Below are 19,832 nucleotides of genomic sequence, written 5' to 3' on the forward strand. Positions count from 1 at the left end.
AATGAATACCAACGTAGCCGAGCCTGTCTCCAAAAGTGTTGAGTTGCCTCCTGGAACGAATCTAGGCGTCTATTCTGCGTCGGGGAAGGTCTTAACAGGTCCTGGTGGACGCTTCGAACTCAAGCCAGAGCTGAGGCTATTCTGTGCTCTAACCGATGACGGAACGCTTCACCTTTCGGCGCAACACTTGAGCGACCCATACATTATGGCGTTCATGGACCGACTGGAACATGAGTCGTTCGAATTTACGGTATCCGCTTGTTCAATGACGGATATCAAAGCCATCTACCAGAATTCCACTCAGGTAAAGAACAGAACAGCCTCAGCCGGTACCGACCGCCAGGCGCAAGTGCTACACATTTTGGATGACGCACATCAAAGCGGAGCGAGTGACGTCCATCTTGTGGTAGGACACGAAATCACAAAAATCTTCTACCGGATCCACGGCTTACTTTGGGAGGCTCGCCAGGAAAAGAGCCAAGTTGGATTAGAATTATGTTCCGCACTCTACAACAGCATGTGCGATGTAACAAAAGATCACTACCAACCGCAAATACCACAAGATGCACGCGTTGCTCGCAGCTTTGTACAAGAGTTGGGATTATTTGGTGCGCGAGTTGCTACACGCCCATTGGTTGATGGTCCATTGATGGTCATGCGTCTTTTGTATGACGATAAAACGAAGGCGACTTTAGAGTCTTTGGGGTGGTTACCAAGCCAGCTGGCCCAGCTTGCAAGGCTGAGAAGTCTTCCCTACGGAGTAAACTTATTTACTGGACCAACCGGGTCAGGCAAATCGAAATCACTGCAACAAAACCTGGACAAGCTTTACGAGGAAACACAGGGCACAAAGCACATCTTAAGTTTAGAAGACCCGCCTGAATATCCATTGAAAGCCAACCAGTCGCCATTGGGCCCTAACGAAACTTGGGCGGATGGCATTAAAAACACAGTGCGACTAGACCCCGACGTCCTTTTATTTGGTGAGATGCGAGACTCCGAATCTGCTGTGGCAACCTACCAGGGCGGACTGACCGGGCATTTGGCTTGGTCAAGTTTACATTCGAATAACGCACCAGCGTCACTGCAGCGTCTAATTGACATGGGCGTGCCAAGCTACCTAGTGACAGATCCTGCTTTAACTACTGGCCTCATAAACCAGTCGCTACTACCTGTTCTTTGCCCAAGCTGCCGAATCCCATTAAGAGAGAACTTAGGCATATTGGAAAAAGGTCTTCTCGATCGCCTTAAAAAACTTGATCTTGTAGACCAAGTCAATCTGCGCGGGGAAGGTTGTGCGTGCTGCAAAAAAATGGGGGTCATTGATCGCACAGGTGTAGGCGAAATCATACTACCTGATTTGTCTTTCATGCGAACCTTTGAAAAAAGCGGAACTGGAGCAGCTCGGAGATATTGGGTGAACGAGATGGGTGGGATCACCAAGATCGCTCATTCCATCACTAAAATTGCAAGCGGCATTGTAGACCCTCGGCTTGCAGAGAGAATAGTCGGCCCTCTGGACTTTGATCGACAACTAGTTGAGCTATCAAATGTTTGACATCTTTAGGGATTTCATTTCAGGCGTAAAGGAAGCTAGCCATGCTTGGGTAGAGTCTTTCTACGCTATGCAATTTGGCAAAAAAGAGCGCATACAGTTTTATGAAAGTCTTATGGGAGTTTTGGAAGACGGCATTCCTATAGATGTAGCGTTGGAAACCGTTGAAAAAGCATTCAGCAATGACGGCAAAGAACTGCATCCTGTTTCAATCATCTGTGGCGAAATCACAATGTCAGTTCGCTCAGGGAAATCTCTTGCACAGTCATGCAGGTCTCGCGTTCCTCCTGATGAAGCTTCTCTCATTGAAACCGGCGAGGAAACAGGAAATCTGGTGCAGTCTTTTCGAGACTGCGTGAGGATTATTGAGATCCGTCAACGAATCGCAAGGCTGGTTCGTTCAGTTGTATCTCTGCCCTCGTTAACCTGGAGTCTGATGTGGGCCCTACTGTATGTGATCGCACTGTGGATGGTTCCTTCAATGTCGCGCCGGTCTGATCCAGATAATTGGACCGGAATACCCGCGCTCCTGTATCACATGTCGAACTTTGTAAGCAGCTATGGCGTATTCCTACTTTTATCTCTCGTTGCAGCAATAACACTTTCACTTTCCACCTTATCCATATTCTGCGGATTAAAAGTTCGCCCTGACAGCCCAATCTGGAAAATCAAAGCCAGCAACTTCCTACAACGCGCTCGCTTATTAGTCGAGCCTGCCCCTCCGTGGTCTATTTACAAAGCCCTCCATGGCTCCATATTCCTACTAAACATGTCAGTCATGCTAAGAACAGGAATAAACCAACTTGACGCCCTGGCCATTCTAGAAAGAAGCGCCTCACCCTGGATGCAGGAGCGCTTAGCGGCGATTCACTACGGTGTTAGTTCAGGGAAGAACTTCGGTGAAGCATTGAAGCTCGCTGGACACCAATTTCCAGACACCATGGCCATTCACTACCTCGGAGTACTCGCTACCAGGAAAGGGTTCGCTGAGTCGATGGAACGCTTCGCCAACCGCTGGCTTGAGCAAACACTACTTCGAGTCGAGGCCACCTCCAATTTCATCATTGCAATGTCATCAGTATTCATGGGCGTGCTCATGATCTTGGTCGTGATAGGGATTTTCCAGATGGCAGGCGGCGCTATGGAATCAGCAACACTTTAATTCAACCAACTGAGACACAACAAGGAAATAACATATGAAAAATTTCAACGTAAAGAAACAAGACGGCTTTCTCTCAATCGACGGTGTTTTCTGGCTCATGTTGATAGCCATAGCTTTAGGTTTCATTCTATGGATGGGCTGGAAAATGGTAGGAAACTCCGACGTGGCGATCGAACAGAGTAATGTCAGCTCTCTGATTGCCAACACGAAGAAACTGAAGGGATCTACCGGCTATGGCGCCTCTGGCCAGAACCTGGTTCCTTCGCTAATCAACATTGAAGGCACTGGATCCATGGGGATTTCCGGAACCAGTCTTGTGAACCAATGGAACGGTTCTGTAACCGTGGTCAGCAATGGCATGACCTTCACCATCACCGAAGCCAACGTTCCTAAAAGTGGCTGTATCACCCTTGCAACAAAAGTCGCTAAGGACAAGCAGACCTCGACTGTGATCAACGGCGGAACAGCAACCACCGGGGAGATTCTGGCCAGCTCCGCCTCGACGAGTTGCTCAAATGATGCGAACACAATCGCCTGGACTACTTACTAACTCAAGGGGTCTGACGTGAGTGAAATCTCCGAAGCCACATTCGTCGACCTCTACCTCGGCGACGGTTTCGCAGACGTGAAGGGGCTGCTCGGGCAGCCCACTCGTGTTTCCGTGCCTCTTAATTGGCACGAGGATGTTGAGGAGCTTCGAGCTCTTTGCCAGGCACACTTTGACACAACTGACGAACCGGAATTTTCTCTTATTTTCCATGGATTGGTGTATCGAGTAACACAACTACTTGACCTTAATGCTAAACCGCTATTTGTTTTGAACAGATCAGCGGTAAAAATTATACCTATTGATGATATCGGTCTTCCTGAAAACATTCTCACTGATATGTTTAGACCGACACTTCGCGGACTGGTATATGTCTGTGGCGAAATGGGTACCGGAAAAACATCCACTGCTGCATCGATGCTGGTAGCGAGACTAAGCCGTCTCGGCGGTGTAGCCTTGACTGTCGAAGACCCTCCTGAGCCACTCTTACATGGAGAGCACGGACTGGGAAGATGCATTCAAATACCAGTCTCAAGGAAAAAAGGGGGATATGAAGAAGCGCTCATACGAGCACTGAGAACTCGTGCAGACATCCTTTTAGTTGGAGAGGTGCGTGATACTCCAACCGCAGCTCAGGTCGTCCAAGCAAGTATCAATGGAAACTTCATATTTTGCACCGGTCATGGAGGGTCCGCCCTTCATGGTATTGAGCGCCTGGCATCGCTAGCTGAGCCAAAAATTCCCAATGCGTTGCACATCTTGTCTCAAGGCTTGATAGCGGTGATCCATCAGACACTCCTGCCAGATCCAACCGGCTTTAAAAGGTTAAAACTGCAATGCCTTTCACTTACTGGTGACGATGCGCCAGGCATTCGAGAAAAGCTGCGTCATTGGGAACACTTACAGAAGATCGAACAGGACATAGCCAATCAGTCCACCAGGAGTCTCTGGAATGATCAATAAACGCGACCAGCTGGGTATGCTAAGCATTGACGGCGTATTCGTACTCATTCTTGTCAGTATCTTGCTCACACTGGGCACCTACTGGACGAGCAAACAGATGGCCGCCCAGGATCATCGAATCGCAGCAGATAAGCAGCGGATAGTTGCGGAAGCTGTCAGCAAATATTTAAAAGACAACTTTTCCGCTGTACTTGCCAGCGCCAGCCCAACTTCTCCCGCTGAAATCACAATCGCAATGCTCAGAAACACAAATTACCTGCCACATGGTTTCTCTGACACTAATGGATTTGGTCAAGCTATTGTTGGACTAGCGCGAAAACCAAATCCTGACCAGCTTGAGGTTATTGTCCTAACCACTGGGGGCCAACCTATCTCTGAGATTGGAGTAAGAGAGGTAGCTGAGAGTCTTGGTGGACCTGGCGGATTTATTTCGTCGTCGAATCCGAGCGTAGTTCAAGGAGTACGAGGTGGGTGGCAGGTTGCGTTGAGTAACTATGGCGTTAATCCAGGTCCCGGCCATACAGCAAGCGCTTTATTTCTAATGGATGGCGAGCTAGCGAACGACTACCTGTACCGTAATGCCGTGCCCGGTCAGCCTCAGCTGAATAAAATGAATACGGCCCTCAACATGGGAGATAATGACATTAACAGCGTTGGGGCAATCACCGCCAACGGAGCTATCACTACTAGCCAGAGTGTTAATGCGACTGACGTGGTCGCGACCGGAACTATTACTGGCGGGCAGGCCAATATAACTGGAGAAACTTATACTACTGGCTGGTTTAGGACTCGAGGCGACACTGGATGGTTCAGTGAAAAATGGGGCGGAGGCATCTATCAAACCGACCCTGACTGGGTAAAAGTCTATAACGACAAAGGCTTCAAAACTGGCGGAGCTGTTGATGCCGGATCAATAGTATCTAACACTACCATTACAGCAACAGGCCGCCTCGCCACTAGCGAATTTATTTCTATTGGAGGAATCGCAACCGAAGGAACTCCTTGTAGCGATAGGAAGCTGCTTGCAAAAACCTCAACTGGCGGAGCCCTCACATGTCAATCCGGAATGTGGACCAGCATCGCTACTGAGATAGCCTACTACGAGTTTGACATGGCGGGTGTCGGTTACCGCTACCGAGGTATTGGCAAAGTAATAGATGGTAAATTCTGGGGAGACGCATGGTGCACTGCCAATGTCTACTGTGGCACAACTGGATATAACTACTGCGGCTCGAACACCGCGTGCGTTAACGCCAGCGGGCAATATGCAAACAATACCGGAAAAGTCGGTCTGGCAAGCATGCCAGTATACAACTTAAGCAAAATGCCAGGCTGGTGAGTACTTGAATAATCAATGAGCTAGCTCCCTGATAAGTCACTTGCATCAGAAGCTACACGTTGCTTTGAAACCAGGCACTACGTGCAGTTTCGCCAAGAAACCCTTAGAGATACATCATGTCATTACAATGGATAGTGTTAACATTTTTGCTCCTTGCTGTGGGTGTGATTGATCACTACCAGGATCAGTCAGCTCGCGAAGCAGACTCTGCCACTATTGATGCAGTTTGCAGAGGCCTGCTTGTGTACCGTTCTGCAGCTGCTGAATTTGCAAAGGACAACCCATCCTTCACTGGTTATCCGGATGAGGATGACCTCAATCTGCCAGGCTGGTACTCAAAACCAACAGGTGTGGCAGCTTTTATTGCTGCCGGTCAAAGCTTCACCTATTACACAGGACATGCAGCAGCAGGATTGCCAGCGGAGCTCGTCAGAGCCACCAGGTCAGCATCGGTTGGCGTAAACCGCTCAGGGATCCTGGTATCACCGTCAACAGGCCAAACGGACATCAGCATACCCGCCTCAGTTCCTGAAGGTGCGGTGGTAGCCGTCAACTAAAGTTAACCAGCCAGAAACCTCAGCTGCTTGCATATGCGCCTGTGCGACAACATAATGACATCACTCAGATGTTCAACCCCGCTGGCTACTGACGGTCATCAGTAGCGCCCAGGTGTTGCGGTTCGCCTCAACACCAAACCGTAAGCACGCTATAGCTCCGGGAAGGGCGTGCGGATCTGGTTGAAGCTCTCCCTGTGTCTCCCTGCTCTCTCTAGTCGCGCAGCCGTCTAACTCGTGATGATCGAGTTCACAGGCACATAGGGTTTCAAGAGGTTCGGTGCTTCTTTGATCCAAGGGCCACATTGGTAATGTGGCCCCTCCTCTTTTCCTCCCTTTGGGTAGCCTGATGGACTTGTAGAAGGTCCATCAGGCTACCCAATGGGTACTCTCTCCTTTGCCGGTGGCCCGCCGGCGATAAGCCGGGCTCCTTTTGTGCGCGGATGCGTGCCTCATGTTTGCTGGCCAAAGCCACGAGAATGGCCAGGTGATAAGAATCGAGACGATCAATGCCCAGGGATCGACGATTCCGACACAGGTGGCTCCTTCAACTTTTTTCCAATTCACGGCTGGATCACCGTCGAGGTCTGATCCAGCCGGCCTTCTCCTTCCCGTGCTTCCCTTCCATCCCCCTCCCGCTTGACACAACCCCTCCCCGCTCCGATTATTAAGCCGTGATCTGCTGACGTCGTCAGCAACATGCCCAATGCAGCTCGGATCCGTAATGCTGCAGCACGCCTATCGTGTGATCCTCCCGAAGGTCGTTTCAGCTTCTGGCAGCACGACCGGTCGACTTTTCGTCGATAGAAGCTCCTTCCGCAAACCCAGTGGGGAATCACTTCCCTACCGGGCAAAGTGTTCCCCTGCATTTTTCCAAGCAGGAGACACCCATGACCCTACTTTCTGAATTCGAACTTCACGAAGACGCGCCTGTTTACCAAGGCACAGCCTCACCTGAAGCCATTGAAATCACTGTCGGCAAGCTATACAGCGAAGTAGTACATCGCTACTCCACCTATGAGGCAGTAGTTCGCTCGCATTTCTGCCAAAGGATGCGAGAAGCTTACGGCGACGACGAAAACCTCGATCCTGAAGTTCAGTATGCGTTCGCTTTTGCCAGACACACCTACGACTACGTCTCTGAAGAAGAGTTGCTCGAGATTGAAGCCGAAGATAGTAACAACGGTATTTGCTCCCACGGCCTCAATTGGTTGACCTGCCCTTGTGGCTGCTTTGAAGTCGATTGAAGCGTCCCTCGATTTACCCAGTGTTCCACACGCCGCAAAAAACCAACGGGGAAACTACTCCCCTTGGGGTCAGTGTTTCTCCGCATTTCAAACCGCAGGAGAACCATCATGACCGCAGTATCCGTACCATCGACCAGCTTCCGTTTTGGCTACGCGCTCGGCACCCTCACCCGAGAGTTCATGCGCTCTATGAAGCGGACAACGCCAGATGTCCGAACCCAGGCCCAGCCTGCTATTCATCTCGCGAACATTAAGCCCACCCGCAACGACTGGGATGAGCTCTGCCGCATACCTACCCTCGCCCGCCGCGGCGTTGATCTAAACCGGTGGTTCGATGCCAATACCAAAGCGGTACCACCGTCCAAGCGCCGCGCCCGCCAGCGCAAGCCAAGCAAACCCAAAGCACTAGATCTACGTCTGGGCTCGCTGGACGATCTCATAGCTCCAGTTGCGATCTAATCCCCTTCAACCTCACCCAGTGCCAGGTACCCCACCTGGCAAGGTGAGGGCCTGGCGATCAAAGGAACGCCATGGCATCAAAAAAGGGCCGGCGTCAAGCGATTATTGAAATCAGCCTGATGTCTGGAAGTCTATACGGGACGCGGGTCTAGCTCTACTGTGGGGCCCTTTGCGAGGCGGTGGCGTTGTGGGCTAGGAGCCACATAAGAGCGTCGCGGTAGAAAGCCGGAGCGTGCTGCATCGGGCCTGCTCCTCAACAGGCGATGGCGCTTATTTGTATCATCGTAACCAATCGGTCACAGCCCGCCAGAATGAAGACGCGCCGCTTCCGGCTACGCGTCCGCGGACTGGCCATCAACCGAAACCCGCCTCGCCAGCCTGGCTTCGTTGGGGGGCGGCTTAGCCGCCCCATTCCTCCTGAATCCTGATCCTGGCTATGACGCTTCGAGCATGTGGCAGATCGAGGACCGTCGCAGCTACCCCCTAGCCGTCGCTCTGCGTGCTGTGCTGTGCTGTGCGGCGTAGTGATCAAGATCAGTGATCAGGTTATCGCCACCTCATTCAGGGACGCTCACCGGCGCGGACCGGATTTAAACCCATAGGTCTTCGCCCGCCAAGCGACGAACAGACAAATCATCAATATCAGCAGCACTACCCAAGGGAAAGACTTAGCAGCTGCGGACTCAAGCGGAAGCCCGCCAATAATCCCGCTGGCAGCTAACGAGAGATTGAACACCGGTTCCAGCATGGATTGTGCAACGGCGGCCCCGTTGCCTGCTGCATCAGCCAATGTGGTTTGCAACCATGTTGGCGCACCGCTAAAGCTCAACCCCCAGACCGCCACGCCAACACATATGGCCGAAAGTGATGTGCCTCCCGAGCCGCTGCTCAACCAAAAGCTTTGGCCTGCGCCACCACGTCATCCATCCACATCGGCTCAGCTTAAACCGCTGGCAAAATGCGAATGCCACTGTCATCCCGGCATTGGCTTGAGATGCCATCCAATTTTCCGATACGCTGCTGTGGCTGCGCTATGGGCGGGACCGCGCAGTTCATAACGGCGCAGATCCTCCTGCACGGCGTGTGAATCTAAGAAGGAAATGAGAATGGTAGTCCTGCAAGCAGCACCGGCTTTGATCGGCGACAAGTCAAAGCCACCCCGTCTGATACTGCGCCCACGCTGCCCGACCGACGCGGACGCCTTATTTTCAACGATGGCCGATCCAGCCATGATGCGGTGGTGGTCTCGCCCGCCCTTTGCGCATGTCGAGCAGCTGAGGGAGACATTCGCCAACGACGATCAATCGAACTGGCGCTCATGGGCGATTGTACGGGCAGGCGAAGACCTTGCCGTTGGGTTCGTTGCGGCGGGCCAGAAACGCGAAGGCGTGTCAGAGATCGGCTATCTACTCGCGCGCGAAGCGCAGGGGCATGGGTATGCACGCGAAGCTGTCACCATACTGATCGACCAATTATTCGCTGAGGGACAACGGCGCATTTTCGCCGATACCGATCCAGACAACCAGCCGTCGATCGCACTGCTTAAGGCGCTCAGCTTCTCGCTGGAGGGGCAACTGCGGGCCGAATGGCGTACGCATATTGGCGTTCGGGATTCTCTGATTTACGGGCTGCTGGCCGAAGAATGGTCATCCCGAACTGCGGGGTAGCCCGCGTCTTAAGTTTGGTCGGAACGGGTTAAGAAGTATCCGTGCGTTCATGTACCGGGATAGGTGCCAGATCATCAACGCGTCGGCGCCGTTCACCATGTCGGTAGTTGGCAACCGACGCCTTGGCTTTCGATTGTAGCCTTGAGAATATCCGCCAGATCTCGAGCCGCATCGGACAGATGATCCTGTTTCAACATCCGTAACTCAAGAGGTGGCAGTGCCGGCAAGCAATTGTCGAGCCGGCGTATTCCATGCGGCAAGCCATGGGCTGTGCGCACCGTGACGCCCAATCCAAATCGTAAGGCAGCCCAAACACCGGGCAGGCTGGGCGTGGTAAGCGAAAGGCGCCATCGGATGCCGGCCTGATCGAGCGAGCGAAGAGCAGCCTGCCGGAACAGGCAGGGGTGATCAAAGAGCACAAGCGGCAGACCGCCGGAGGCATCACGAAGCGGTTCAATATCTTCATCTTTGGAAAGCCAAAGCATCGGCATCGTCGCCAGGTGCTCTCCATTCCCCGGACGATCCGCTCCGGCGAAAGCAAGAGCAACATCGAGCCGTCCGGACTTTACTTCTTCTTCAAGCGCGTAGTTTCTGCCCGCACGAACCACGACATGCACATTCGGCCGTCTCTCTGAGAAGGTCGCGAGAGTACTGGGCATAATGTCCTCGAAGAAATCCTGTGGCAGGCCCAAACGAATGGTAGGCAGCGCCACCAACGCGCCCAACGCCATGGCCGCCTCATCATGCATGGCTACGATCCGACGCGCGTAACTGAGGAGAGTGTCGCCTGCTTCCGTCGGCACTAGACCGCGACCACGCCGGTGGAACAGTACATGACCTGCCTGCTCTTCGAGGCGCTTCAATTGCATGCTGACGGCAGACTGTGATCTACCGAGATGTACGGCGGCGCGTGCGAAACTCCCGAGGTCGGTGCCCACGATCATCGTACGCAGCGCTTCAATGTCGAACTGCGATGTCATCGATCCGATTTCCTGAACTATCACTTCAATAATATCAAATTTTCGAATTCATCAGAATGCATTAATCTCCAGAGAAAACAGGAGACACAAATGAATAAGTCGAAGCCGATCGGATTTATCGGGCTTGGCACGATGGGACTGCCAATGGCCCTGAATCTTGCTCGGGCGGGAACGAAGCTGATCATATGGAATCGTTCTTCGGAACGGTGCGGGCCGCTCGTGGAACTCGGCTCAACCGCAGTGCCCAACGCCACTGACGTCTTCGCGCAATGCGAGAGCATCATCTTGATGCTTGCCGACGAAGCTGCCATTGATGCCGTGCTTGGCCGCGGCTTACCCGATTTTGCCAATCGCGTGTCCGGACGGCAGATCGTAGCGATGGGCACTGTTAGCCCCGGTTATTCGCTCGCTTTGGCGAACGAGATTCAGAAGGCAGGCGGGCGTTATGTGGAGGCACCCGTCTCGGGATCGCGTACACCTGCAGAGTCGGGTGAACTTGTCGGGATGCTTGGAGGAGAGAAGGAAGACCTGGCCGACGTCCGGCCTCTACTTGCACCGCTTTGCCGGCAGATCTTCGATTGTGGCCCGGTACCCAACGCTTTGCGCATGAAGCTCGCGGTAAATCTGTTTCTGATCACCATGGTCACCGGGCTCGCTGAGGCCGCGCATTTTGCCGAACGCCACGGCCTCGATCTGGAGCGTTTCACGGCGATTCTTGACACCGGCCCAATGGCTAGCAACGTATCGCGGATCAAGGCCGCGAAGGTGGTGCGTCGGGATTTCGAGCGCCAAGCGGGGATTTCCGATGTTCTGAAGAACAGTCGCCTTGTCATTGAAGCTGCTCGGGAGGCAGCTATAGCCTCGCCTCAGATGGAATCCTGCCTCACGCTTTACGAAGAGACGGAAGCCTTGGGCCTTGGCGCCGATGACATGATCGCCGTTGTTCGAGCAATCGAAGATCGAACCGCAGCGATTTCGCTAGCGAGAAGCACCGAGATCAAGGTGTGAATATAGATCGGAAGCGGGCCGGACTTAGCTTTTGCTGGCGGCAGGGCGTCATATAGCGCGATGGCGCACAGCATTGACCCCGGCAGGCGCCGTATCGCACAGGGTATAGGCAATGTTGAAGTAGTGCAGCACTACTAGCAGAATCGACAGTCCGCGCACCATGTCGACGCCGTCATCGCGTGCCGCAGCATTCATGATCGGCGTTGTCAGCTTGGCCTGGGCGGCGCGGCTTTGGCCGCACCGCCCTTCTTGAATCCTCGATCCCCAGCCATGAATGCTTCGAGCATGTGCGGGATCAGCGTCACCGCATCGAGCGCCTCACCATGCGCCTGCGCGTGCAGCGCGGCGTAGCGGTCGAGGTCTGCTTTTAGGCTGGCTGGGCAAGCGAAGGTTAGCTTCGTGGATTCAGTTTTCGGGAGCGGCCCGAGCCGCAGCTTGCGCGTCGTCATCGTGATGTCCCCTTGTTGAAGAACAACGGCTGGTAGGGTCGCAACACCAGATCGCGGTTGGCGATGATGCGAACCGGCAGGCCCGGCCGCTCGGTCAGCGTCGGCTGGATGTTCATGTTGCGCCGGGTCATCTCCTGCCCGACCTGATTGATGCTGTCTTGCGCGCTGTCGCGCCCGGCGATGATGATGCGGTCGCCATCCTGGCGGTTCTCCGGCGCGGCCAGCTCGGCGCCGACGCCCAGCAGCGTGGTCAACGCCGCGCCGGCGAACATACGCCCCCAGTGGTAGTCCACGTCGTCTTCCAGTCCGGCATAGCCGGCCGGGTCGGCTCCGACCAGGTTGTCGAGCGTGAGCGAAGACGTGTCGGGCAGAATGATCCGGTTCCAGACGACTTGAACGCGGCTCTGCCCGTAGCTGACCTGGCTGTTGTAGCGGCCGAGGATGCGCGAGCCCTGCGGGATCAGCAGGAAGCGCCCGGTAGCCGTGTCATAGACCGGCTCCGTCACCGTGGCGATCACGTCGCCCGGCAAGTCCGACTTGATGCCCGTGACCAGCGCCCCGGCGATGACCGTCCCGGCCATGACCTGATACGGCGAAGCCGGCAGGGTCAGGTTGCCGGAATTACGGGTTTCCGTGGTTCCGGCTTTCTGGAACGCCTCTTTCTGGTCTTGCCGGTTCTGCACGGCGGTCGGGTCGGCAGGCTGGGCCGCCGTCGAGGCCGGCCCCGCCGCCATCGGGTCGAACGCCGCATTGGCAGCGAAGCCCTGCGCGGGGGCGGCCTGCGACTGCGCCACCGGCGCGGCCTTCTGCGTGCCAGAGCGGAAGAACACCGACGAAGCCGCGGCCGCTTCGGCTTCCTTGCGCAGCACATCGTTCGGGTCGTGGCCAGGCGCCGCATAGGCGGCCGTCACCGGCTGCTGCGACTTGACGATTGCCGGGCCAAGATCACCCGGCAGCGGCGGCCCCAGTTCGGGCACCGTGGGCGGCAAGGTCGGCGGCAGCTTGGAGTAGTCCGCCGGCAGCGCGTCCAGTCCTTCCGACTTGGAGACGCGATCGACGTTGTAAAGCTCGGTCTGCTCGTTGGCCCCGCGCCGCTGCGGTTGCAGCGACCACATCAGCGCGCCGAGTACGGCGACCGAGAGGCCGCCGGCGAGAATGGCCAGCGTGCGCCGGTTCAGGCGCGTGACCGGGCGCGGCTGGGCGCGCAGCGCCACCGCCTCGGGCGCGATCTTGCCCGCCGCCTGCGGCGCGGCGAGGTCGGAAGTGTCGTCCTGGCTCATGGTCAGTTCCTCCGCGCCACGCCGTCGGTGCGCTCGATCCGCACCACGTCGCCACCATCGCCGCCTAGGCGCAGTTCGGCCGCGCCAAAGAGGCGATCCACGATGTAGTACGGCGAACGGAAACGGTAATTGACGAGCTGACCGTCACCCTGCGCGCCGATGACGAACAGCGGCGGCAGTTCGCCTTGGGCGATACCCGGCGGGAACTGGATATAGACCTTCTCGCCATCGTCAAACGCCCGCAATGGCTTCCACGGCGGATTGCTCCCGGACACCGCGTAGCGGAAGCGGATCTTCTCCAGCGCTAGGCCGGTATCGACCGGCGCGGCTGTCTGTGCGGCCTGCGCCTGGCGCTGCAAGGCCAGCATCCGGTCTTTCGGGTAGTCCCAGGACACCGAGGCCATCCACGCCTTCTCGGTCGAGGTCAGTTCCAGCAGGTACGTCCGCCGGCTGGTGGTGATCACCAGATTGGTCTTCAATCCGGAACGGATAGGTTTCACCAGCACATTGACGCGCAGATCGGCACCGCTACCGCTGGAGGTGTCGCCCACGATCCAGCGCACGGTATCGCCAGCGGCGACCGTCACCAGTTCCTCGCCGGGCTGGAGCGAAGCCACCGTGACGCGCCCCGGCGCCGCATAGACCTGATACAACGCGCCGTCGCTGTACGGCCACACCTGAATCGCATTGACGTAGCCCTCGCGGGTCGGCGCGATGCGCGCTTCTGCATTGGCGCGCGATACGCGCACCTTCTCGTCGGTCGGCTCCGGCACGGTCGCTGCCTCGTCCACCTCCGGCAGCGGCTTCAACTGCGCCGGCAGCGCCAGCGGCTCGGGCACGGCGACAATTTCGACCGGCTTGGGCGGTTCGGGCAGCGGCTGCGCCTGCACCGGCTCATCGAGCGAGATGGTCGGCGGCGGCTTGCCCTGCGAAGCGCAGCCCAGCAATGACAAACTGGTGGCCGCGAGCATCAGCAGGAAAGGGTAAAAGCGGAAAGGCAGGTTCATGGCTTGGCTCCTTCGGAAGAATCCAGTTCGCGGCTCCACGACAGGCCGTTGACGTAGATACCCAGCGGGTTCTTGCGCAGGCGCTGTTCGGTGCGCGGGGTTTGCAGGACGATGGAAAGCACGGCGTTCCAGCGTTCGGTGCCAGCGGGTGCGCCATTGACGAACCGCTGTTCCGTCCAGCGGACGTTGAACGAGGCATCGCTCGCGCGCGTGACGCTTGTGATCTGCACCGTCACCGATTCGCGGCCGACACGGGCGAACGGATCGTTCTTGCTCGCGTAGTCGTTGAGCACGGCCGCGCCCTTGTCGGTGGTGTAGTCGTAGGCATCGAGCCAGTTCTGCCGCACCACGATGGGGTCGATGGACAGCGAGCGCACCAGCGTCACGAACCGCGCCAGGTGATGCGCAATCTGCGCTTCGGCGGGTCGGTACGGCGTGGCGGCCTCGCCCACGGTACGCACCTGGCCGGACTGATCGACTTCGATGACGTAGGGGGTGACGATGGACTGCGCCGAGCGCCACACCAGGCCGCCAGCCATCAGCAAGGCCAGCACCAGGCAGCCGAAGGCCATCAGCCGCCAGTTCTTCGCCTGCACGCGGGCCGAGCCGATACGCTCGTCCCACACTTGGGTGGCGGCTTGATACGGAGTGGCAGGCTGCGGCGTATCGGCATAGCGCACCTGCGGTCGTTTGAATCGCATGGTCAGTTCTCCTTATAAATCGCTCTAGTCGTCGGAGCCGCGCAAGCTCGGGCCTTGCCCGGAGCCGCCACCGTCGCCACCGCGCAACGTGTGTGCGGCAGTGGTCGCGGCATGGGTGATCTGCTGGCGGCGGTGCATCCGCTTGGCCCATGCGGGCTGCTCTTGCTTCTGCGAGTTGGCGGCGCTGTCTGTGGCTTCGCCTGCGGCCGCCTGGCCGGAGCCAGCCGCACCGGACGCAGCGCCGCCACCGGCTTCTGTGCCGTTCCATCCAGCGCGGAAAGAGCCGGTCATCTTCTGCGCAGCGCCGGAAGCCCCGGATGCGGCGCTGCGCCCGGCAGCCTGCGCGCCGGTCTTGGCGACATTGCCCAAGCCGGCCATCGCGCCCTTGGCGCCGCCGCCCGCAGCGGCGGAACCGGCCTGGAATGCCGAGCGTGCGCTACCGGCCGCCGAGGTGGCAGCCCGCGCACCGGCGCCGGCCAGCTTCGCGGCTACCGGTGCCATGCGTGCCCCGGCCACGACCGCACTGCCCACGCCGGTCGCGGCGGCACCGATGGCAACGGCCGTACCGGCGGCACCGACCGCGGCACCCGCCATCGCGCCCGCGCCAAGCTGCGGCGCGCCGGACACCAGGCCCGTGGCGATGCCGGGGCCGAAGATGCCCAGCGCCAACAGCGCAAGCGAGGCCAGCATCACGACAAGGGCGTGGTCGATGGAGGGTTCGTCGGGATGAACCTGGAACTCCGCAAACAGGCCCGAGCCGATGCCGACGATGACGGCCAGCACCACGACCTTGATGCCCGACGACACCACATTGCCGAGCACTTTTTCGGCGAGAAACGAGGTCTTGTTCCAAAGCGCGAACGGCACCAGCACGAAGCCGGCGAGCGTGGTCAGCTTGAACTCGATCAGCGTGATGAAAAGCTGGATCGCCAGCACGAAGAAACATAGGATGACGGTGAGCCAGGCGAGAAACATCACCACGATGGGGTCGATGTTCACGAAGACTTCGGGGAAGCCCGCCATGTCGCCGATCTGCTCCAGAATAGGTGCGCCCGCGTCGATACCCGTCTTAGCCAGTCGACCCGGTTGCAGGAAGTTCTCCATCGTCATGGCCGAGCCGGTGGCCGTCAGGCCCAGGCCGGCGAACGAGCGGAAGACGATGCCAGCCAGCCAATTGAAGTTGCCGATGATGTAAGCGAAGGCGCCGACGTAGAGCACCTTGCGCAGCAGCTTGGCGATCACGTCCTCGCCCTGGCCGGTGGCGTGGCTCATGGCCCAATACAGGCCGGCGATGGTCATGTCGATGACGATGAGCGTGGCCGTCAGGAACGCCACTTCGCCTTGCAGCAGCCCGAAACCGGAGTCGATGTAGCGCGAGAACGTATCGAGGAAGCGGTCGATGATGGTCACGTCGTTCATGGCGCGTCCTCTCCAATGGGTTCATCGAAACTCGCCGGAATCGGCGGCAGCTCGGCCAGCGTCCGGTATTCGTCCGGCCCGGCCTGACCGGAGAAGAAGCGCCGCCGGAACGCTTCGGCGGCGGCGCGGCAGTCGTCTTCGCCCACGGCCTGCCGGTCGTCCGCGCACTGCGCACGCAACGCCTTGAGCCGCACGGGATCGGCGGTCAAGGCGTCGGCCAGGCTCTCGGCCGACTGCCGGCCGCACGCGGTCAGCAGCAGGGCCAGCAGCGAAACAGATAAGACGGGAGCGCATCGCATGGCCGCCTCCGTCAGTTGTTGTAGAAATTGATGGACTGCGGCGTATACGGCGTGCCGCTGCCGAGGAAGCGCCGGCGCACTTCGCGGGCGCGCTCGGTCGCCGCCGCCTGCCGCGCCAGTTCCAGCGACGCCGCGCGGTCTTGCGTGATCTGGAGCTGCTGGGACTGGATGGACTGCTTGGCTTGCAAGGCAAGAAGCTGGTTGGTCGCCTGCTGCGCCTGCAAGGCGCCGGTGGCCGACTGGCTCTGGCTCACGAGGTCGGCCAGCGCGCTTTCGTCTTGGGCGAGGTTCTGCGACACCTGCGCCTGCATCCGCATCGCGGTATGCAGGCCGTCAAGGGTGTTCTTCCAGCGTTCGCGAGCGTCCTGCGCCATGCGGTCGCCGCTGATGGTCGCAGCGTACTGCTCCGGGTACAGACGGGCAAACGTGGCATCCATGCTCTGCACGTCGTAGGCCAGTCCCTGCGCCTCGGCGAGCAGGCGTTCGGTAGTGGCCAGCGTGGAGCGCAGGCGGTTGACGATGTTGAAATCGAGGCTCGTCAGATTGCGGGCCTGGTTTATCAACATCTGCGCCTCGTTCTGAAGCTGATTGATCTGGTTGTTGATCTGCTCCATCGTGCGGATTGCCGTCAGCGTGTTCTGCACAAGGTTGGCGGGGTCGATGAACGTGATCGCCGATGCGGGCTGCACGGCCAGCAGCGACACGGACAGCACGGCGACCAGGGATACAGAAAGAGCACGGGTCTTCATGGCGAAACCTCCAGCGGTTGAGAAGCGAGGAAAGAAGCCGCCGCCGGTGAGGACGGCAGCAGGTCGGCGGCCCAGTCGAGGCCGCGATGGCGCAGCCACGCGCCGGCGAAGCCGGGAGCGCCGGCCTGCGTCAGCACGCGATCCATGTCGCGCTGGTCTTGCGGTGTGGAAGCGCCCGCGAAGGCGAGCGCCGCCGGCCCCAGGTCGAGGTCGAACAGGCGATTGCCGAGGCGCGATTGGTAGTAGTAGTCACGCTTGGGCTGGGCGGTAGCGACGATCTCGATTTGGCGGCTGTTGAGGCCGAAGCCCTCGTAGATCGTGCGAATCTGCGGCTCGGTCGCCTGCGGGTTCGGCAGGAAGATGCGGCTGGCGCAGCTCTCGATGATCGCGGGCGCGATGCTCGAATCCTTGATGTCGGCGAGCGACTGCGTGGCGAAGATCACCGACACGTTTTTCTTGCGCAGCGTCTTCAACCACTGCCGGATGCGCACGGCAAAAGACGGCTCATCGAGGAACAGCCACGCCTCATCGAGGATCAGCAGCGTGGGCGCACCGTCGAACCGCTCATCGAAGCGGGCGAACAGATAGCGCAGCACCGCTTGCACGGCGGCGGGGCTGTGCATCAGTTCTTCCATCTCGAAGCCCTGCACGTCACCGAAGCCGAGACGATCGGTGTCCGCGTCCAGCAGCTTGCCGTGCGCGCCACCGAGCACATAGGGCGCGAGTGCCTGCCGTAGCGCGTTCGATTGCAGCAGTACCGAGAGCCCGGTGAGCGTGCGTTGCTCAACAGGCGCCCCGGCCAAGCTGCCCAGCGCCGACCAGATGACCGCCTTCTCGTCCGGGCCGACCGTCACGCCCTCATGCAGCAGGCGGCCTTCCACCCATTCCCCCGCCCAGGAGCGATAGCTTTCCCGGTCGATGCGCGCGAGTGGCTGGAAGGCAATGCCGCCATCGGCGCCCAGGTCGTAGTGCTCGCCGCCCAGGCCCAGGATGGTGGCGCGCATCGAGCGGCCCATATCGAAGGCGAACACGCGCGAGCCGCGATAGCGGCGGAATTGCTGCACCAGAATGGCAAGCAACACCGACTTGCCCATACCGGTCGGGCCGGCGACCAGCGTGTGGCCTACGTCGCCGATGTGCGTCACCAGCCGGAACGGCGTGGCGCCATCGGTGCGGGTAACGATCAGCGGCGGGCCGTCAAGGTGGTCGTTCTTCTCCGGCCCGGCCCATACCGCCGACAGCGGCATCATGTGCGCCAGATTCAGCGTCGAGACAATGGGCTGGCGGACATTCGCGTAGGCATTGCCGGGGATGGACGACAGCCACGCATCCACGGCGTTCAGCGTTTCGGGGATGGTCACGAACCCGCGTCCTTGGATGACGCGCTCCACCATGCGCAGCTTTTCGTCGGCCGCGGCCGGATCGGCATCGAGCACCGTCACCGTGGCAGTGAAGTGACCGAAGGCCACCTGATCGCCACCCAGCTCCTGCATCGCGGCATCCGCGTCGGCCGCCTTGTTGCTGGCGTCGGTATCCACCAGCGGGCTTTCTTGCTGGAAGATGGTCTCTCGCAGCAACGCGATGACGTTCTTGCGCTTGGCGAACCACTGGCGGCGTAGGCGGCCCAGCTCTTTTTCCGCTTCGGCTTTGTCCAGGCAAAGAAAGCGCGTGCTCCAGCGGTAGGCGAAGCCCAGGCGGTTGAGGTCGTCCAGCAGGCCCGGCCAGGTGGAAGTCGGAAAGCCCCGCACCGACACCACGCGCAGGTGCTGGTCGCCCAGCATCGGTGCCAGGCCGCCGACCAGCGCGGAGTCGGCCAGCAGCGCGTCGATATGGAATGGCACTTCGGGTACGCCCACGCGGTAGCGCCGCGTGGACACCGTGGCGTGCAGGTAGGTCAGCGTCTCGGCGTCATCGAGCCAGGCGATCTCCGGCATCACGCCATCGAGCAGGTCGAACACGCGATCGGTTTCCGCCACGAAGGCATCGAGCCGGCCGCGCCAGTCCACGCCGTCGCCCGGCGCGTTTTCATAGAGCAGCTTGGCCGCGCGGGCGCGGGATTCCTCCGGCGGTAGGTAAGCCAGCGTCAGGTGATAGCCGCTCTCGAAGTGATGCCCCGATTCCTCGAAGGCGGCGCGGCGTTCCTCGTCCACGAGCCAGGACAGCGGTTCGGGAAATTCGGAATGTGGGTAGACCGCCGCCGACCGGCGCTCGGCTTCGATGAACAAGGCCCAGCCCGATCCCAGGCGGCGCAGCGCGTTGTTCAGGCGCGCCGACGTGGCGATCAGTTCGCCTTGCGTGGCGCTGTCCAGATCCGGCCCACGAAAGCGCGCCGTGCGCTGGAAACTGCCGTCCTTGTTCAAGACGACACCCGGCGCGATCAGCCCGGCCCAGGGCAGCCAGTCGGCCAGCAGCGCGGGCCGCTGGCGGTATTCGGCAAGGTTCAGCAT

The 19,832-nt window shown here is 58.8% G+C and carries 19 protein-coding genes; 10 read left to right on the top strand and 9 right to left on the bottom strand.

Annotation, left to right across the window (positions count from 1 at the left end; all coding sequences use genetic code 11):
• Nucleotide 1 precedes the first annotated feature (1 nt).
• The 9 genes from ACPFMA_RS21370 to ACPFMA_RS21410 all read left to right on the top strand — a co-directional run bounded on the left by ACPFMA_RS21370 (nucleotide 2) and on the right by ACPFMA_RS21410 (nucleotide 9,493).
• Nucleotides 2-1,558, top strand: a complete 1,557-nt coding sequence (locus ACPFMA_RS21370) for a GspE/PulE family protein (protein WP_425928639.1) — start codon at nucleotides 2-4, stop codon at nucleotides 1,556-1,558.
• On the top strand, nucleotides 1,551-2,717 hold the full coding sequence (locus ACPFMA_RS21375) for a type II secretion system F family protein (protein ID WP_425928640.1): 1,167 nt from the start codon (nucleotides 1,551-1,553) through the stop codon (nucleotides 2,715-2,717). The genes ACPFMA_RS21370 and ACPFMA_RS21375 overlap by 8 nt, the downstream gene beginning before the upstream one ends.
• Nucleotides 2,718-2,751: 34 nt before the next feature.
• Nucleotides 2,752-3,267 (top strand): type 4 pilus major pilin, encoded by a 516-nt coding sequence (locus tag ACPFMA_RS21380; protein ID WP_009399124.1) that lies wholly within the window; start codon nucleotides 2,752-2,754, stop codon nucleotides 3,265-3,267.
• Nucleotides 3,268-3,282: 15 nt separating this feature from the next.
• Nucleotides 3,283-4,227 (top strand): ATPase, T2SS/T4P/T4SS family, encoded by a 945-nt coding sequence (locus tag ACPFMA_RS21385; RefSeq protein ID WP_009399122.1) that lies wholly within the window; start codon nucleotides 3,283-3,285, stop codon nucleotides 4,225-4,227.
• The gene (pilV, locus tag ACPFMA_RS21390; RefSeq protein ID WP_425928641.1) at nucleotides 4,217-5,566 is read left to right on the top strand and encodes a shufflon system plasmid conjugative transfer pilus tip adhesin PilV; all 1,350 of its coding nucleotides are present in this window, start codon (nucleotides 4,217-4,219) and stop codon (nucleotides 5,564-5,566) included. Before ACPFMA_RS21385 ends, pilV begins: the two co-directional genes overlap by 11 nt.
• A 116-nt stretch (nucleotides 5,567-5,682) precedes the next feature.
• Nucleotides 5,683-6,123 (top strand): type IV pilus biogenesis protein PilM, encoded by a 441-nt coding sequence (gene pilM / locus ACPFMA_RS21395; RefSeq protein WP_425928642.1) that lies wholly within the window; start codon nucleotides 5,683-5,685, stop codon nucleotides 6,121-6,123.
• Nucleotides 6,124-7,010: 887 nt separating this feature from the next.
• The gene (locus ACPFMA_RS21400; RefSeq protein ID WP_009399117.1) at nucleotides 7,011-7,367 is read left to right on the top strand and encodes a hypothetical protein; all 357 of its coding nucleotides are present in this window, start codon (nucleotides 7,011-7,013) and stop codon (nucleotides 7,365-7,367) included.
• Nucleotides 7,368-7,475: 108 nt separating this feature from the next.
• The gene (locus tag ACPFMA_RS21405) at nucleotides 7,476-7,826 is read left to right on the top strand and encodes a hypothetical protein (protein WP_425928643.1); all 351 of its coding nucleotides are present in this window, start codon (nucleotides 7,476-7,478) and stop codon (nucleotides 7,824-7,826) included.
• Between the two features lie 1,106 nt (nucleotides 7,827-8,932).
• Nucleotides 8,933-9,493, top strand: coding sequence for a GNAT family N-acetyltransferase (locus ACPFMA_RS21410; protein WP_425928644.1), 561 nt, complete (start codon nucleotides 8,933-8,935; stop codon nucleotides 9,491-9,493).
• Between the two features lie 92 nt (nucleotides 9,494-9,585).
• Here ACPFMA_RS21410 and ACPFMA_RS21415 read toward each other — a convergent pair whose 3' ends face one another.
• Nucleotides 9,586-10,473: a LysR substrate-binding domain-containing protein gene (locus ACPFMA_RS21415; RefSeq protein WP_425928645.1), complete on the bottom strand. Its 888-nt coding sequence runs from the start codon at nucleotides 10,471-10,473 to the stop codon at nucleotides 9,586-9,588.
• A 90-nt stretch (nucleotides 10,474-10,563) separates the two neighbouring features.
• Here ACPFMA_RS21415 and ACPFMA_RS21420 point away from each other — a divergent pair, with 90 nt between their 5' ends.
• Nucleotides 10,564-11,481, top strand: a complete 918-nt coding sequence (locus tag ACPFMA_RS21420; protein ID WP_425928646.1) for an NAD(P)-dependent oxidoreductase — start codon at nucleotides 10,564-10,566, stop codon at nucleotides 11,479-11,481.
• Nucleotides 11,482-11,687: 206 nt separating this feature from the next.
• On the opposite strand, the gene ACPFMA_RS21425 is transcribed toward ACPFMA_RS21420, so the two are convergent.
• The 8 genes from ACPFMA_RS21425 to trbE are packed head-to-tail and all read right to left on the bottom strand — an operon-like array spanning nucleotide 11,688 to nucleotide 19,832.
• Nucleotides 11,688-11,930 carry a DUF2274 domain-containing protein gene (locus tag ACPFMA_RS21425; protein WP_425928647.1) on the bottom strand — a complete coding sequence of 81 codons (243 nt, stop codon included), beginning with the start codon at nucleotides 11,928-11,930 and terminating at the stop codon, nucleotides 11,688-11,690.
• Nucleotides 11,927-13,210, bottom strand: a complete 1,284-nt coding sequence (locus ACPFMA_RS21430; RefSeq protein ID WP_425928648.1) for a TrbI/VirB10 family protein — start codon at nucleotides 13,208-13,210, stop codon at nucleotides 11,927-11,929. The genes ACPFMA_RS21425 and ACPFMA_RS21430 overlap by 4 nt, the downstream gene beginning before the upstream one ends.
• A 2-nt stretch (nucleotides 13,211-13,212) precedes the next feature.
• Complete coding sequence (trbG, locus tag ACPFMA_RS21435) at nucleotides 13,213-14,217, bottom strand: P-type conjugative transfer protein TrbG (RefSeq protein WP_425928649.1); 1,005 nt, start codon at nucleotides 14,215-14,217, stop codon at nucleotides 13,213-13,215.
• Nucleotides 14,214-14,918 (bottom strand): conjugal transfer protein TrbF, encoded by a 705-nt coding sequence (gene trbF / locus ACPFMA_RS21440; protein WP_425928650.1) that lies wholly within the window; start codon nucleotides 14,916-14,918, stop codon nucleotides 14,214-14,216. Before trbF ends, trbG begins: the two co-directional genes overlap by 4 nt.
• Before the next feature lie 24 nt (nucleotides 14,919-14,942).
• Entirely contained in the window at nucleotides 14,943-16,337 is a 1,395-nt protein-coding gene (gene trbL, locus ACPFMA_RS21445; RefSeq protein WP_425928651.1) for a P-type conjugative transfer protein TrbL, read from the bottom strand.
• Nucleotides 16,334-16,636 (bottom strand): hypothetical protein, encoded by a 303-nt coding sequence (locus ACPFMA_RS21450; RefSeq protein WP_425928652.1) that lies wholly within the window; start codon nucleotides 16,634-16,636, stop codon nucleotides 16,334-16,336. Before ACPFMA_RS21450 ends, trbL begins: the two co-directional genes overlap by 4 nt.
• Before the next feature lie 11 nt (nucleotides 16,637-16,647).
• Nucleotides 16,648-17,385 carry a P-type conjugative transfer protein TrbJ gene (gene trbJ, locus ACPFMA_RS21455; RefSeq protein ID WP_425928653.1) on the bottom strand — a complete coding sequence of 246 codons (738 nt, stop codon included), beginning with the start codon at nucleotides 17,383-17,385 and terminating at the stop codon, nucleotides 16,648-16,650.
• Nucleotides 17,382-19,832, bottom strand: coding sequence for a conjugal transfer protein TrbE (gene trbE, locus ACPFMA_RS21460; protein ID WP_425928654.1), 2,451 nt, complete (start codon nucleotides 19,830-19,832; stop codon nucleotides 17,382-17,384). Before trbE ends, trbJ begins: the two co-directional genes overlap by 4 nt.

The sequence above is a fragment of the Pseudomonas sp. NyZ201 genome, assembly GCF_049860765.1.
GTDB classification, from domain to species: Bacteria; Pseudomonadota; Gammaproteobacteria; order Pseudomonadales; family Pseudomonadaceae; genus Aquipseudomonas; species Aquipseudomonas bharatica.